The 15,043-nt window shown below is 28.8% G+C and carries 21 protein-coding genes and 2 tRNA genes; 12 read left to right on the forward strand and 11 right to left on the reverse strand.

The features are described from left to right. The 4 genes from FMM58_RS03840 to FMM58_RS03855 form a co-directional block, all read left to right on the forward strand. On the forward strand, window positions 1-464 hold a 464-nt coding region (locus tag FMM58_RS03840; RefSeq protein ID WP_263349671.1), incomplete at its 5' end, for a flagellin. Window positions 465-599: 135 nt separating this feature from the next. Further along, window positions 600-2,177, forward strand: a complete 1,578-nt coding sequence (locus tag FMM58_RS03845; RefSeq protein ID WP_150151844.1) for an ABC-F family ATP-binding cassette domain-containing protein — start codon at window positions 600-602, stop codon at window positions 2,175-2,177. Then, window positions 2,167-2,502: a hypothetical protein gene (locus FMM58_RS03850; RefSeq protein ID WP_150141389.1), complete on the forward strand. Its 336-nt coding sequence runs from the start codon at window positions 2,167-2,169 to the stop codon at window positions 2,500-2,502. The genes FMM58_RS03845 and FMM58_RS03850 overlap by 11 nt, the downstream gene beginning before the upstream one ends. A gap of 51 nt (window positions 2,503-2,553) precedes the next feature. After that, entirely contained in the window at window positions 2,554-2,910 is a 357-nt protein-coding gene (locus FMM58_RS03855; RefSeq protein WP_150141391.1) for a hypothetical protein, read from the forward strand. Window positions 2,911-3,023: 113 nt separating this feature from the next. Here FMM58_RS03855 and FMM58_RS03860 read toward each other — a convergent pair. Both FMM58_RS03860 and FMM58_RS03865 read right to left on the reverse strand, forming a co-directional pair. Beyond that, window positions 3,024-3,099 (reverse strand) — tRNA-Met (locus tag FMM58_RS03860). 9 nt (window positions 3,100-3,108) lie between these two features. Then, window positions 3,109-3,182, reverse strand: a tRNA-Gln gene (locus FMM58_RS03865). 97 nt (window positions 3,183-3,279) lie between these two features. Here FMM58_RS03865 and FMM58_RS03870 point away from each other — a divergent pair. From FMM58_RS03870 to FMM58_RS03880, 3 genes are all read left to right on the forward strand, one after another. Then, window positions 3,280-4,299 (forward strand): bifunctional 3,4-dihydroxy-2-butanone 4-phosphate synthase/GTP cyclohydrolase II, encoded by a 1,020-nt coding sequence (locus FMM58_RS03870; RefSeq protein ID WP_150141392.1) that lies wholly within the window; start codon window positions 3,280-3,282, stop codon window positions 4,297-4,299. Between the two features lie 11 nt (window positions 4,300-4,310). Then, complete coding sequence (locus FMM58_RS03875) at window positions 4,311-4,754, forward strand: GatB/YqeY domain-containing protein (RefSeq protein ID WP_150141394.1); 444 nt, start codon at window positions 4,311-4,313, stop codon at window positions 4,752-4,754. 163 nt (window positions 4,755-4,917) lie between these two features. Continuing rightward, the gene (locus FMM58_RS03880) at window positions 4,918-5,118 is read left to right on the forward strand and encodes a hypothetical protein (protein ID WP_223810243.1); all 201 of its coding nucleotides are present in this window, start codon (window positions 4,918-4,920) and stop codon (window positions 5,116-5,118) included. A 161-nt stretch (window positions 5,119-5,279) separates the two neighbouring features. Here FMM58_RS03880 and uvrB read toward each other — a convergent pair whose 3' ends face one another. Then, complete coding sequence (uvrB, locus tag FMM58_RS03885) at window positions 5,280-7,253, reverse strand: excinuclease ABC subunit UvrB (RefSeq protein ID WP_150141396.1); 1,974 nt, start codon at window positions 7,251-7,253, stop codon at window positions 5,280-5,282. Between the two features lie 157 nt (window positions 7,254-7,410). Here uvrB and FMM58_RS03890 point away from each other — a divergent pair, with 157 nt between their 5' ends. From FMM58_RS03890 to ispG, 5 genes are read left to right on the forward strand one after another with little or no spacing between them, the layout of a single operon-like run. Then, window positions 7,411-7,641, forward strand: coding sequence for a hypothetical protein (locus tag FMM58_RS03890; protein WP_150141398.1), 231 nt, complete (start codon window positions 7,411-7,413; stop codon window positions 7,639-7,641). Further along, a complete protein-coding gene (locus FMM58_RS03895) occupies window positions 7,631-7,879 on the forward strand; it encodes a hypothetical protein (protein WP_150141399.1) in 249 nt (82 codons plus the stop codon). The genes FMM58_RS03890 and FMM58_RS03895 overlap by 11 nt, the downstream gene beginning before the upstream one ends. Then, window positions 7,876-8,349: a prepilin-type N-terminal cleavage/methylation domain-containing protein gene (locus tag FMM58_RS03900; protein WP_150180420.1), complete on the forward strand. Its 474-nt coding sequence runs from the start codon at window positions 7,876-7,878 to the stop codon at window positions 8,347-8,349. The genes FMM58_RS03895 and FMM58_RS03900 overlap by 4 nt, the downstream gene beginning before the upstream one ends. Window positions 8,350-8,358: 9 nt before the next feature. After that, the gene (locus tag FMM58_RS03905; protein ID WP_150151847.1) at window positions 8,359-10,206 is read left to right on the forward strand and encodes a primosomal protein N'; all 1,848 of its coding nucleotides are present in this window, start codon (window positions 8,359-8,361) and stop codon (window positions 10,204-10,206) included. 11 nt (window positions 10,207-10,217) lie between these two features. Beyond that, window positions 10,218-11,282: a flavodoxin-dependent (E)-4-hydroxy-3-methylbut-2-enyl-diphosphate synthase gene (gene ispG, locus FMM58_RS03910; protein ID WP_150151850.1), complete on the forward strand. Its 1,065-nt coding sequence runs from the start codon at window positions 10,218-10,220 to the stop codon at window positions 11,280-11,282. A gap of 84 nt (window positions 11,283-11,366) precedes the next feature. Here ispG and FMM58_RS08925 read toward each other — a convergent pair whose 3' ends face one another. The 8 genes from FMM58_RS08925 to FMM58_RS03935 all read right to left on the reverse strand — a co-directional run bounded on the left by FMM58_RS08925 (window position 11,367) and on the right by FMM58_RS03935 (window position 14,787). After that, window positions 11,367-11,846 carry a hypothetical protein gene (locus tag FMM58_RS08925; protein ID WP_190325376.1) on the reverse strand — a complete coding sequence of 160 codons (480 nt, stop codon included), beginning with the start codon at window positions 11,844-11,846 and terminating at the stop codon, window positions 11,367-11,369. Further along, window positions 11,794-12,021, reverse strand: coding sequence for a hypothetical protein (locus tag FMM58_RS08930; RefSeq protein ID WP_190325375.1), 228 nt, complete (start codon window positions 12,019-12,021; stop codon window positions 11,794-11,796). Before FMM58_RS08930 ends, FMM58_RS08925 begins: the two co-directional genes overlap by 53 nt. A gap of 181 nt (window positions 12,022-12,202) precedes the next feature. Then, window positions 12,203-12,448, reverse strand: coding sequence for a hypothetical protein (locus FMM58_RS08935; RefSeq protein ID WP_150151853.1), 246 nt, complete (start codon window positions 12,446-12,448; stop codon window positions 12,203-12,205). A gap of 30 nt (window positions 12,449-12,478) precedes the next feature. After that, entirely contained in the window at window positions 12,479-13,033 is a 555-nt protein-coding gene (locus FMM58_RS08940; RefSeq protein ID WP_150151856.1) for a hypothetical protein, read from the reverse strand. Window positions 13,034-13,422: 389 nt separating this feature from the next. Further along, window positions 13,423-13,575, reverse strand: a complete 153-nt coding sequence (locus FMM58_RS08945; RefSeq protein ID WP_190325374.1) for a hypothetical protein — start codon at window positions 13,573-13,575, stop codon at window positions 13,423-13,425. Window positions 13,576-13,607: 32 nt separating this feature from the next. After that, window positions 13,608-13,841, reverse strand: coding sequence for a hypothetical protein (locus tag FMM58_RS08950; RefSeq protein WP_150151859.1), 234 nt, complete (start codon window positions 13,839-13,841; stop codon window positions 13,608-13,610). Between the two features lie 300 nt (window positions 13,842-14,141). Further along, the gene (locus FMM58_RS08955) at window positions 14,142-14,414 is read right to left on the reverse strand and encodes a hypothetical protein (RefSeq protein WP_223810451.1); all 273 of its coding nucleotides are present in this window, start codon (window positions 14,412-14,414) and stop codon (window positions 14,142-14,144) included. A gap of 175 nt (window positions 14,415-14,589) precedes the next feature. Beyond that, window positions 14,590-14,787, reverse strand: coding sequence for a hypothetical protein (locus tag FMM58_RS03935; protein WP_150141341.1), 198 nt, complete (start codon window positions 14,785-14,787; stop codon window positions 14,590-14,592). Between the last annotated feature and the right edge of the window lie 256 nt (window positions 14,788-15,043).

The raw sequence follows: 15,043 nt of genomic DNA on the forward strand, positions 1-15,043 counted from the left end.
CTAACGCAGTCTTTGTTAATTATAGTGCAGGTGCAATTTCAAATGCCTATATAATAAGTGCTGGTTCAGGCTATAGTGCTGGTTCTGGTCTTTCTCAATACGCATCATTTAGGGTTGGAAGTGATGGAAGTGCTTCAAGTGGTATAGATGCTTACGCAGTAACCTCAGGCGTTACTACCCTAGCAGGTGCAATGGCTGTTATGGATATAGCTGAAACTGCTATAGCTGACCTTGATGCAATTAGAGCTGATTTAGGTTCTGTGCAAAATCAATTAACAGTAACTATAAATAACATAACAGTTACACAAGTTAATCTTCAATCAGCTGAATCTACCATTAGAGACGTTGACTTTGCAAGTGAGAGTGCAACCTTTTCAAAATATAACATACTAGCACAATCAGGAACTTATGCTATGGCACAAGCAAATACAGTTCAACAAAATGTCTTACAGCTTTTGCAGTAAGTTAAAATTTGTGTTTATTGCTTGTCTAAACTTTCAAGCAAGGCAAGAAAATTTCTTGCCTTGTTAAATTTTATTTTCTTTTCATAAAAATTTTTTTGTTATAATCTTGTTAAAAATTTAAATAGGAACATTTTTATGGTAGAAGTAAAAAATCTCACTATGCGTTTTGCTAATCAACTTTTATTTGAAAATGTAAATTTAAAATTAAATGCTAATCAAAGATACGGACTTATAGGAGCAAACGGGGCTGGAAAAAGTACCTTTTTAAAAATTTTAGCCAAAGAACTTGAAGCAAGCAGTGGAGAGATTATTTTTGATGAGGGCGTGAAATTTGCAGTTTTAGGACAGGACCAATTTGCCTTTGAAAAATATACCATTAAAGATGCAGTGTTATGTGCTAATAAAAGGCTTTTTGATGCTTTAAAAGAAAAAGAAAGGCTTTATCAAAGTGAAAATTTTACAGATGAGATTAATGATAGATTAAGCGAACTTGAAATTATTTGTGCCGAAGAAGACCCAAATTATGATTGTGAGCTTCGTTGTGAAAAAATTTTAAGTGCCTTAAAATTAAATGACTTTAATGCCTTGATGAGCACCTTGCAAAATGCTGATAAATTTAAGGTTTTATTAGCACAAGTTTTATTTTTAAACGCAGATGTTCTTTTTTTGGATGAACCTACAAATAATCTTGACTTACAAAGCATAGCATGGCTTGAAAATGAACTTTTAAGGCATGAAGGAAGTATGGTAGTAATAAGTCATGATAGGCATTTTTTAAATAAGATTTGTACTAGAATTTTGGATGTGGATTTTAAGCAGATTAGGGATTTTGCTGGAAATTATGATGATTGGTATATGGCATCAACGCTTTTAGCAAAACAAGCTGAGTTAAAAAGGGATAAGAATTTAAAAGAAAGAGAAGAATTAGAAAATTTTATACGCCGTTTTAGTGCAAATGCATCAAAGGCAAAACAAGCAACAAGCAGGGCTAAAGCACTTGAAAAGCTTGAAATAGAAGAGATTAAAATTTCAAGTAGAAGAGACCCTAGTATAGTTTTTCGCCCTAAAAGAGAGATAGGAAACGAGGTTTTAGAACTTAAGGGCATTAGTAAGGCTTATAAGCAAAATTTATTTTCTAATTTAAATTTAAAGATAGAAAAAAAAGATAAAATTGCATTGATAGGTCCAAATGGAGTTGGAAAAAGTAGCTTAGCTAAGATAATAGCAGGTGTGCTTAATGCAGATAGTGGGAGTTTGCATTTAGGGGCTACCATAGAACTTGGATATTTTCCACAAGATACTAGTAATTTAATCTGTGAAGATTTGAAACTTCACGACTGGTTAATGAGTGAAAAATTCAAGGATATAGACATAATTCGAAAATGTTTAGGTAGAATGTTATTTAGTGGCTTAGAACAAGAAAAATTTGCAAGTTCTTTAAGTGGGGGTGAAAAGCATCGTTTAATGCTTTCAAAACTCATGCTTGAAAGCCCAAATTTTTTACTTTTGGATGAACCTGATAATCATCTTGATTTAGAAAGCATTATAGCCTTAGGCGAGGCTTTATATAATTTCTCAGGTGTGGTGCTTTGTATCAGTCATGATAGAGAGCTGGTTAATGCCTTTGCAAATAGAATTTGGCATTTGCAAGATGGCGTTTTAAGCGATTTTCGCGGAACTTATCAAGAATTTTTAGGAGAAAATAATGGCTAAATTTAAAATTCAATATAGTGCAGGCTTTGGGCACTACACACAAAATCATAAGGGTTTTGGTCCTACTATATACATAGAAGAAACCGTTGAATTTGACAATGGCAAGGACTATTTTGATTATATGGATTTTTATAATGCTCATTCTAAGCCTGATGATACTTACTTTCATATCTCATTTTTAGAAGATAGACCATTAAGCGATAAAGAAATTGCAACTCGCAATACTTATCGTAAAGTGCGTGATGAAAACTGCAAAAAGGCCAAGGAAGAATTTATTAAAAATAACGACCTTGACAATGAACATTACTCAACTCACGGAGATTAATGGCATAGTTTTTGCTTATACAAACTTGCATATATTTTGAAAGGAGAAATTATGCAAGTAGGTTATAAGACAGTTACGTCGTATGAATATGACGTGCTGAGTGGGCAATATCAATATGTTGAAACCCAGGTGCCTAACGCCTCGGCTTCTAGTGAATTTTTAGATATGCTTTCTATAGCAGAGATGGGACAAGATGAATCTAATGGCACAGCCTTAGGTTCTTTAACTCAGGATTTTAGTGAAAGTTCACAAAGTTCCCAACAAGGTTTTTTTAATACTGCTAGTACTTATGCACAAAATTCTAGCACTTATGCTTATCGCTTTTCGCAAAATGCAAGTGTAGAAAGTGTTAGTAAAATTGACCAAGAAAATTCTGGCATACTTGGCGATTTGTTAAAAGCTATCTAAAAATAATCTTACTCCCCTATAAAGTAGGGGATTTCTTTTTATAAAAATTTCATTTTTGTTATTTGGTATTGTTTTAAAATTTGGAAAATAAAATTAAGAAATATTTAAAAAATTGGTTGCGAAGGCAGGATTTGAACCTGCGACCTTCGGGTTATGAGCCCGACGAGCTAACCACTGCTCTACTTCGCGTTAATAAAATGGATGAGGTAAAGGGATTCGAACCCCTGATCATAGGACCAAAACCTATTGCCTTACCGCTTGGCTATACCTCAGTAATAAAGTTGGAATTATAATTAAAATTAATTGATTTGTCAAGCAAAATCAGCTATAATTTGCCATAAATTATAAGCATAAAGAAGGCATAAAACAATGAAATTTGTAAGCGTAGAACAAGCTATAAAAGATTTACAAGATGGAAAAATGCTTGTTATGGTTGATGCAGAAGATAGAGAAAACGAAGGGGATTTGATTTTTGCGGCTCAGTATAGTACAAAAGAAAAGATAAATTTTACTATAAAAGAGGCCAGAGGCGTACTTTGCGTTGCCTTGCATGAAAATTTAGCAAAACACTTTGATTTGCCATTAATGGTTAATAAAAATACTTCAAACCACGAAACAGCTTTTACAATAACGGTTGATTCAAAAGATGCCACAACGGGCGTTAGTGCCTATGAAAGAGATATGACCATTAAAATTTTTACAGATGAAAATGCTAGTTCAAGTGATTTTGTAAGACCAGGGCATATTAATCCTTTAATAGCTAAAAAAGGAGGGGTTTTAGAACGAACTGGTCATACAGAAGGCGGGGTTGATTTATGTAATTTAGCAGGACTTAAACAAGCTTGTGTAATTTGTGAGATTGTTAAAGATGATGGAGATATGGCAAGGAGAATTGACTTAGAAAATTTTTGTCAAAAACATAATCTTAATATGATAGCAGTTAGCGATATAATAGAATATCGTTTAAAAAATGAAAGTCTTATAAAGCTTGTTGAACAAACTCCTAGTATACTTGCTGGTTTTAGGGCAGAAAAATTTAGCTTTAAGGACCATAATGGCATAACTCACATAGCTTTTTGCTTTGGTGAAATCAAAAAGGAAGAAAATGTGAAATTTCACATTAGTGGTAGCGATTTTGAGCTTTTAACATCTGATAAATTTTCTAATCTTTTAAAGCAAATAGAGTTTTTATCGAAGAATGGTGGTATTATTATTTTTATGCAGGGTGAAAAATCAAATGCGACACATTTTAAAAATTATGGCATAGGTGCTCAAATTTTAAGATATTTTAATATAGAAGAGATTAAACTTTTATCTAAACATTGCGATAAAGATTTTATTGCTTTGAAAGGTTTTGGGCTTGATATTAAAACTTGTTCTATGAGTTGAAAGGATTAACAATGGATGTTAAAGAGCGAATTATAAGTGATATGCAAGAAGCGATTAAACAAAAAGATAGCTTTAAACACGATACCTTAAAAAGATTAAATACAGTCTTTGAACAAGTAGAAGTTGGCGAACAAGTAGAACTTAATAATGAGCGAGTTTATAAGATTATCACAAGTGAGATTAAAAAGCGAAAAGATGCAATGGCTGAACATAAACAAGCACAAAAGCAAGATTTAGCACAAAAGGATGCAAAGGAGATTGCACTTTTTGAAAATTATCTACCAAGACAATTAAGCGATGAAGAGCTTGAAAAGGCATTAAAAAAATTGCTTGTTGAATTTAGCTTTTTTTCTATGAAAGAACACAATAAGGCATTAAAAGAGGCAAAGGCTTTATTTGGAGCTAGTGCTGATGTAAAAAGAGTTAGCGAGATGATAAGAAAGCTTTTAAGCTAAAAGCAAGGAAATTTAAATGCAAAGTAAAAATCAAAATTCTACTAAAAAAGATAGCAAAGAATATTTATAAGAAAGAGAAGCTGTTAAAAAAAACTATGGCTAAAATGAAAGAAGAATTAAAAGTTCCTGAAATTAGGGCTGTGTTTCAAAGATTAAAAGACAAATGAGATATATTGAACTCAATGAAGTTATCGCAATACACGATGAAGTTATTAGTGATATCGGTGGTTTAAGTGGACATAATAAACAAATAGGACTTTTAGAAAGTGCTTTAGAACACGTAAAAAATGATGATTATTATTCTAGCTTAACAGATAAGATTATACATTTGATGTTTCATGTATTCAATTTCACCCTTTTTTAGATGGCAATATAGAGAACGGCTATTTATTTAGGAATGCATTTTTTAGATTTATATGATAAATATAATAAAAATTTTGCTATATAAATGGAAGTTATTGTAGTAAAAGTAGCTTAAAATTTAATCTCAAAAGATGAGTTAAATAAAATTTGCAATAAAAAATATTATAAATTTTTTAACTTATTTATCTCATCCCTTATACTTGCTGCCTTTTCAAATTCAAGTATTTTTGCAGCTTCCAGCATTTGTTTTCTAAGTCCTTTGATTAATTTTGCCCTTTCACTTGCTGGCATTTTTTCTAATTTTTTGCCCTTTCTGTAAAGTTCGGCACTATCAACTTCATTTTTTAAACTATCTTCTAAATTCCTTTTAACCGAGATTGGCGTTATGTTATGCTTTTTATTATAAGCTTGTTGTAATTTTCTTCTTTCATTTGTTATATCGATTGCTTCTTGCATGGACTTTGTGATTTTTTTAGCAAAGAGTAAAACCTTGCCATTTATGTTTCTAGCAGCCCTTCCCATAGTTTGTATAAGACTTGTAGTACTTCTTAAAAAGCCTTCTTTGTCAGCATCCATTATAGCAATTAAGCTAACTTCTGGTAAATCAAGCCCCTCTCTTAATAAATTTATACCTATTAACATATCAAAATTACCAAGCCTAAGTCCCCTAATTATCTCATTTCTTTCAATAGCATCAATATCAGAATGCATATATTTTACCTTAATGCCAAGTTCTATATAATATCTACTTAATTCTTCTGCTAGTTTTTTGGTTAAAACAGTGACTAATACCCTTTCATTTCTACTTATAACCTCTTTTGCTATATCGTATAAAATTTCTACTTGATTGTCACTATCTTTTAATTCAATAACAGGGTCAAGCAAACCCGTAGGACGCATGATTTGGTGAAAAACATTTTTTTTACTAAGTTCTAATTCAAGTTGTGCTGGAGTAGCTGAAACAAAAAGAAATTTGCAATTTTTATTAATAAATTCATCAAACATTAAGGGGCGATTATCAAGGGCTGATGGCAAACGAAAACCATAGTCAACTAAGGTTTGCTTTCTACTTCTATCCCCTGCAAACATGCCACGAAATTGAGGCAAGGATACATGGCTTTCATCTACTATTACTAAAAAATCCTTATTTTTAATTTGAAAATAATCAAAAAGAGAATAAGGCGTTTCACCACTTTTAAGCCCAGTTAAATGCAAGGCATAATTTTCAATACCCTTACACATTCCCGTACTTTCAAGCATTTCAATATCAAATTCCACCCTTTGTTTTAGTCTTTGAAATTCCACTAATTTATTTTCGCTTTCAAAATAAGCAAGTCTTTCTTGCAATTCCTTTTTAATGCCTTTAATAGCTTCTTTTAAACGATTTTTACCGACGCTAAATTGACTAGTTGGATAAAGTATAAATTTCTTTAATTCATTACCTTTTTTATTTTCAAAGATATTAAAATGATACATTTTTTCTAATTCATCTCCAAAAAATTCAAGCCTTACTACTTCATCTTCAAAATAAGCAGGGTAAATATCGATTATATCGCCATTTACGCGAAAATCTGCCCTATCAAAAAAGTTATCATTTCTTTTATAACCCATATCAACAAGCTTTTTTAAAAGTTCTTTTTGAGTGATATTCATACCTTCTTCAAAAATCAAAACTAGTCCCTCATATTCGCTAGGATTGCCAAGTCCATAATTTGCTGAAACACTTGCCACACAAATTACATCATCATAACTTAAAAGCGAAGCTGTAGCACTTAATCTTAATCTTTCAAGGTCTTCATTTACTGAACTATCCTTTTCTATAAACATATCAGTGCGTGGAATATAGGCTTCTGGTTGGTAATAATCATAATAGCTTATAAAATATTCAACCTTATTTTGTTTAAAAAAGCCCTTAAATTCGCTATAAAGTTGAGCACAAAGGCTTTTATTATGACTCATTATCAAAGTAGGCATATTTAATTCTTTTATAACATTTGCCATGGTAAAGGTCTTGCCCGAACCTGTAACGCCTAGTAAGGTTTGATATTTATTACCTTTTTTTATGCTTTTTATTATATTTTTAATGGCTTGTTTTTGGTCAAAACTTGGCTTAAAATCACTTATTAAGTTAAACATTCCCTTGCTTTCTTTGATAAATTTTACAAATTTAAAAAAGGAAATTGTAAAAAAAAATACTTTAATTAAAATTAATTTCTAATAAAAAGTAAAAGTTAGTTATTTTCTGGTATAATTGCTAAATATCGATTAAACTACATAATGAAGGCAAACAAATATGTATGATGAAAAGATTATCAACACAATGGCAAATAAGGTAAATGAACTTCTAAATAAATATAATGAAGTTTGTGAGTTAAATGAGAATTTAAGAAATGAACTTGTAAGCGTAAAGGCACAAAATGAGGCTAAAAGCAATCAGATTATGCGTTTAGAAGAAGAGTTAAAGAGTAAAAATATCGAGAGTGAAGATATTGTTAAGAAAATAGAGGCAGTTCTTGGCAAATGATAATTTAAGACAAGTTGTTATCAATGTTTCAGCAAGGGATTTTATCGTTCGTTGTAGTGAGGAATTTGCAAACCTTTTAGAAGATGATATCGCTTTGCTTTCTAGTGGGACTAAGAAAATAGAATTAAAACGTTTCGTTGATGCCTTTGTAAAAAAAAGCTATGAAAATTATGTTTTAGAAAGAGAGATTAAAAAACTTATTAAATCTATCAACGAAGAACTTCCTGATAAAAAATGAATTCAAAAGCGTTTAGCTTGTTAGAATTAGTCATTGTTATCATTATAATAGGTATTTTAGTAAGCTTTGCCTTTCCATTGTTAAACAAAAATAAAGAAGATGCTTCTATTTTAAAGGCAAAAATAGACTATGAGCTTTTAAATTCAGCCCTTGCATTAATGAGACACGAGGCAAATTTAAAAAATTTAAATTATAATGGCATACTTGATAGTGCGGCTACGAATTTAGAGGGTGAAAAATTATTTTATTGTGATAGTAATGAAATTTCAAATTGCAATAACGGCTTAAATTGTTGTTCTTTTTCCTTGCTACAAAACCCTATTTATTCAAGTAAAAAAGCTTGGATTAAATTAAATTCTACCCAGTATCGTTATTTTATAAATCAAAAATCATATATTGATTTTTCATATAATGCAAATACTGGTCTTTTAGAATGCTTAAATTCAATGCTTTGCAAAGAATTTTTATAAGGATAAGTGTTGCGATATTACGAACTTTGCATTAAGGGGCTTTATTTAGATAATTTATGCTATGAAAGTGAAGAAATAATAGAACCTTTGCAAGAGGTCATGGTAAATATATCTCGTATTAACAAGCCTTGCATGGCAGTTGTTATAAAAGAATGTGAAAAACCAAATTTTAAAACTAAAAATATACTTGAAATTTTACCTACAAAGCTTACAAAAATGCAGTTTAAACTAGCCACTTTTATAACTTATTATTATGCAAATAAACTTTCTTTTGTTTTAAAATTCTTTGAAGGTAGCGTTAATTACGAGTGTGAAAAATTAGAATTTAAAAAAAGTCCTATTTTAAGTCAAAAGCAAGAAAAGGCCTTAAATTTTATAAAAGAAAATAATACAAGCTTACTTTTTGCTGATACAGGTAGTGGAAAGACTGAAATTTACATATCTTTAATAAAGCAATACTTAGAAAAAGGACAGCAAATTTTGCTTTTAATGCCAGAAATTTCACTAACTCCTCAAATGCAAAAAAGACTTAGCCTTTATTTTGATGATAATTTTTGTATATGGCATTCTAAGATTACAAAGAAAAAAAAGAGTGAATATCTAGCTAAATTTACAAGTGGACAAAGTTGCTTAGTAGCAGGGGCAAGGTCCGCCCTTTTTTTACCCTTTACAAATTTAGGGCTTATAATAATCGATGAAGAACACGATAATTCTTATAAATCAAACCAACTGCCATTTTTTAACGCAAGAGATTTAGCCATTTTTATAGGACAAAAATTAAATATAAAGGTTGTTTTGGGTTCAGCCACTCCAAGCCTTACTACCTTTTATAAACAAAAAAATTTTAGATTAAAGGGTACCTTTTTTGAAAGTAAGAAAGAATTTTTATACGATGAAAGCAATCTAGCCATAACTCCATTTTTGCTTAATGAATTAAAAGATTGTTTAAAACGCAAAAAACAAGCTATTATTTTTTTACCAGCAAGGGCGAATTTCAGGCAAATTATGTGTAAGACTTGTGGAGAAACTATAAAATGTCCATTTTGTAGCATTTCTTTAAGTTTGCATAAAAGGGATAAGGCTTTAAAATGCCATTATTGTGGTTTTATGAAGTCTATTGATAGTACTTGTCCAAGTTGTAGGGGTATTATGCTTGAAGGACAAAAGATTGGTACGGCTGAACTTTGTGAGCGTTTAGAAAAAGAACTAAGTGAGTTTAGTCCAAAGATTGTTAAATTTGATAGCGATGAGATAACTAGCGTTAAAAAACTTGATACAATTTTAAAGGATTTTAACGATGAAAAAATCGATTTTTTAGTGGGTACATCTATGCTTGCAAAGGGGCATGATTATCATAATGTTGATTTAAGCGTGATTTTAGGACTTGATGAGCATTTATTTAGATCAAATTTTAAGGCAAGTGAAGAATGCTTAGCCCTTGCCATGCAAGTAGCAGGTAGGGCGGGTAGAAAGGGCTTTGCAAGGGTAATACTCCAAACTAAGCATAAGGATTTTTTTCAAAAATACATTGATGATTATGATAGCTTTTTAAAGGATGAATTAGAAAATAGAAAAGACCTTTATCCACCATTTACTAGGCTTTTAAGGATTATTATAGAAGATAAGGATAAAAATCAAGGCTTTAAATTATGTGAAAAATTAGGGCTTGAATTTAAACAAATGAAGTCCTTGCAGCTTGTTGGATATGGGGCTTGTGGTATTGAGTTAATGCAGGATAAATTTAGATTTTATGTGTTATTAAGAAGCAATAAATATACTTCATTAATCAAAGCACAAATTTATGCGTTAGGGTTTAATAATGTAAAAACAGATATGGACCCTATCGATTTTTATTAAAAAGGTTTAAAATGAGATATAAAACAAAACAAATAAAGGTTGGTAATGTTTTAATAGGAGGGGATGCTCCAATTAGCGTTCAATCCATGCTTTTTACAAAAACTAGGGATATAGATGGGTGTTTAGAACAACTAAATCGCTTATATTTTGCAGGGGCAAACATAGTAAGACTTGCTTGTCTTGACTTAGTAGATGCAAGGGCATTAAAGCAGATTAAGGAAAAATCGCCCCTACCTTTAATAGTAGATATCCATTTTAATCATAATTTAGCTGTATTTTGTGCTGAATTTATAGACGGAGTTAGAATAAATCCTGGAAATATAGGCTCAAAAGAAAATATAAAAGCAGTGGTTAATGCTTGTAAGCAAAGGCAAATTCCTATAAGAATAGGCATAAATCATGGTTCTATAGAAAAGCAATTTTGCGATAAATTTGGCTATGGCGTTGATGCCATGCTTGAGAGTGCAAAATACAATATAGCCTTGCTTGAAGATCTTGATTTTACCGATATTAAAATTTCTATGAAAACTTCTGATACGCAAAAAACTATACAAGCTTATGAGAGATTGCGTCCACTTTGTGATTATCCATTTCATCTTGGAGTTACAGAAGCTGGTACTAAATTTCATAGTACAATAAAAAGTGCAATAGCCCTTGGAACCTTACTTTTAAAGGGCATTGGTGATACTATGAGAGTTTCAATGACAGGGGAGCTTGAAGAAGAAATTCGCGTAGCAAAGGCTATTTTGCAAGATAGTGGAGTGCAAAAAAGTGGAGTAAATATCATATCTTGCCCCACTTGTGGCCGTATACAAAGTGATTTAATATCGGCTATTAAAATAGTAGAAGAAAAAACTAAACACATAAAAGAACCTTTAAATATTAGCGTTATGGGTTGTGTTGTAAATGCTTTAGGCGAGGCAAAGGGTGCTGACGTGGCCATTGCTTTTGGCAAGAATCAGGGTCTAGTTATAAGACATGGAGAAGTTGTAGCAAAATTAAAGGAAAATTTACTTGTAGATAGATTTTTACAAGAGGTTGAAGATGAGGTAAAAAGTAGGCAGAATAAGGATTAAAATTTATTTGAAAATTAAAATACTCATCAAGATTTTTTATAAATAAATTTTTATGTTTTACTAAAATTTTATTAAAACATAAAATTATTTATTTTTTTTATATTTTTCTATTTTAACAGGAAGTCTTGATGGTATATTTCTACTATCTTGTGAATTTATAATAATTTCGTTTAAATCTGGATTTTTTAGTTTATTAAAAATGTATTTTGCCCCTATTTTACTTATGTATTTTATTTTTTTACCATTAATATTTTCACTAATATAACTTATATGATTATCAAACAATGGTGTCAATTTGGTTCCCCAATCTGTCATTATAATGTTTATATAGCAAGGTGCTAGACGAGTGTTATCTCGTGTACATACAAATTCTTTAAGTATAACTATCCATTTTAAAATTCCATAGTTTTCATCAAATGTTTGTATTCTTGCATTAAATTTACTTCCATTACCTAATTTATTATCTATACCATCTAAATAATGGTAGATAAGTGGAGCAAGTTTGCAAAGTTTATCTTTTGGAAGTGGTTTTTTTAAAACCATTTTTGTAAGGACATATTGCATAAGAATTTTTCCATTTTAAACCATTTTCTTTTAACATAGGTGCAGTTACAAATGGTTTTATATATTCTAATTCAATTTCTTTGCTGGTGTCTGCTTTTACCCTAGCACCAAATTTATCATAAGGATAAAAAATACCTATTTGATCATTTTTTAATTTTTTAAATTCAAGTCTCATAAAATATGGTACACTTACTCCTTTTCTAAATTGATATTCGCATTTTCCAATTCAACTTTGTAAATATTGTGCTCGTTCTAAACTATCTGTTATTAAAAAATTATTATTTAATTCAATATTTAGTTTAATAGCAAATTTGTTACATGTATTAAAGTTATTTTTTACTATTTTCCATTCATCATTACGAGTTATATAAATTTTTATTTGCATTTTTGATATAGCTTATAACAGGTAAAATATCCTTATTTTTAAGAGATTTTTTTGAGATTTTATATGCACAAAAATCAAGTCCAACTCCTTCAAAAATTTCTCCAGTATTGCTATAACTAAAATCAATAATTTCATTAAAATATAATCGTTTGTTTTTATTTATTTGTAAATTTCTAAAACCTTCAAAGGATTTATTAAATAAAATTGATTTTGGCATTAAAAAACAAAAAGCACCTTGATTACTAAGTCATCTTTCACAGCATTTATTAGCAATTAACGCACAAATATTTAAATTGTTTCCACCGACATTTTTATCACTAGAAAACAATCCATCCATTCGCATATTTGCCTTTATATTATTTCTATAAATTTCAGGTAATACTGACCATTGCACCCATGCTGGATTACTTATAATATAATCAAATTTTGTATAGCTTGCCATTCTAAAATAATTTGAGAATATTTTAAGCCATATAGAATTTAATTTTTTTGTTTCAAATTGAATAAGATTTATAATATTTTCTTTAATTGTATTTTTTAATTTCTTATTTGTTTTAATAGGTTCGTAACACTTTTCAAATACTTTTAAAGCACCCTTATCATCAAGTTTTATAATATATTTTTCAATTTCATTTATAATATCAATAAATTTTGACATTAAAACTAGTTTTTTAGGTAGAGTTATTTTTATTAAATTTGGTACATAAAGACTATCAGCTAAATAAACAGGAATTTCATATTTATCATTTAGATTAGAATTACATTTTTTAAGTCCCGAAATTAATACATTTGCTTTTGCCATTAATACAGCGATAGGATTTATATCTACTCCAACAATATCTTTTCATATTCTTTAAAATCTATTTTATTTTTTAAATTTTTGTGTTTATAGTTAAAGAATACAGATAAAAATGTACCACTTTCACAATTTGGATCTATAAAACTTTTCTTTTGTATTTCTTTATCTCCATTTGTAGTTGACAATAATGTACGTTTTGCTAACCAATATGGTGTGTAATATTCACCAAAACTATGGCGAACTACTTTTGGTATAAAATTAAATAAAGTTCTTTAAACATATCAAGCATTACAGTATTTTTAGATATGTATATATTTTTATAAGAACAAATTTTAGAGATTATTTTTTTGCATAATATTTTTTAATTTACTAGTAAATTTTTCTTTGACATATCATGAAAAAAAATCATTATCTGTTAAATTTACAATGCCTATTTTATTAAAATATTTGCCTTGTTCTACTTGTGAAAAAAATTCTTGTGTTTGCTTTAGATTATTTGTTTTATAAAGATTATCTAAATTAAGTTTTTGTATTAATTTTGGCATATCGTTTATTATACGAACTAATAATAGTTTAATTATAATGCTAAGTGTAGTACATAAAGCAAAAATACACTATCTTGTTCTATAAGCTCATCAAAAATTTGGCTAAATATTTCACGTCTATCGATAATATCTTGATGCTGTCCACTATCATTTTCAGCCAATTGAAAAAGTTTTTCCCATTTATTATAAATTAACATTGTACGTGGATTTAGTTTGGTTTCATCTTTTAAATTTGTAAAAAGATATTTAGCTAAATTTATTACCATGTCATTATCTAAAATTTGGTTTTTAACAGCATCTACTATGCCAAAATCTCTTTTTAAATTTGTAGGAGATATAGATACAATGTCTGATTGAAAAATAGTTTTGATTAAAATATCTAAGTTTTTAGTGGTTAATATTCCACTATTTTTAGTATCATATATTAATTTTCATTTTTGATATATATGCTCCATCAAATAAAAAACCATACATTTTAAAACCATTAAATTTTTGGTTCTTTTAGATAATTTTGTATTTGGTTTTGTTCTGTTGATATGTCAGGTTTTTTGATTTAAGTTTTTTGCTTAATAAATTATATTTTTATATTCTATTATCGTGTTACCATATTGAAAGTCAGTTCTGCCACTTATATTTTTATTTTCATGATTAAATAATTCATAACCATTTGCTATAAATTTCAAATCCCTTAAAAGTTTATTTAATTCATTTTCAAAAATACTTCCCAAATCAGTTTCGCTACCATTTTGATTAAGTGGAGAGTTATTAGAACATAATTTTATTAAAAAATCATCATAAATATTTTTTTGTGATTTGTTTAAATTACAAAAGTTATACACAATTTTATTCTTGTTGAAAATTATTATAAAATATTAAACTTAAAAAATTTATATAAAAGTTTATATTTATATTTTTTTAATTATAATGATATTTAAAAATATTTAATAAAAGTAATATAAAAATGAGATTTTAGAAAAATTAAGAGAAACTATGCAATAGGTTTTTTTAAGTTTTTTACATACTATTTACAAGATTATAATATTCACAAGTTTTATCTTGTGGAAAATCTGCTTGTATGGTTTGTTCTTGTAAATATGTATCGTACTCATCAAAGACATAAGAAAATAATACTCTAAAATAATTGGCCCATATATTTTGTCTGTATGGTTCTAATTTAATCAGCATAGAAGAACATTCCTTTTTAGTTTGCAAATCACCCCTATATTTTGGATATTTTTTATTTAATTTAGTGGCATATTCATAGTTTAAAACTATGTATTTTTCATTAGGATATTTTTCTTTAATGTAGTTTGAATTTCCTTTAAGGCTATTTTATCTACTTCATCTTTGGGCTCAAATTCCTTTTTAGTACAAGCTACCAATAATAAAGCAAAAAAAAATAACTAAATTTAAAATTTTCACTTAGCTTTAAACTGACTTTCTTTGTTGGTATGATAAATAATATAAT

It is taken from the genome of Campylobacter sp. LR291e, assembly GCF_008633915.1.
Lineage (GTDB): Bacteria > Campylobacterota > Campylobacteria > Campylobacterales > Campylobacteraceae > Campylobacter_D.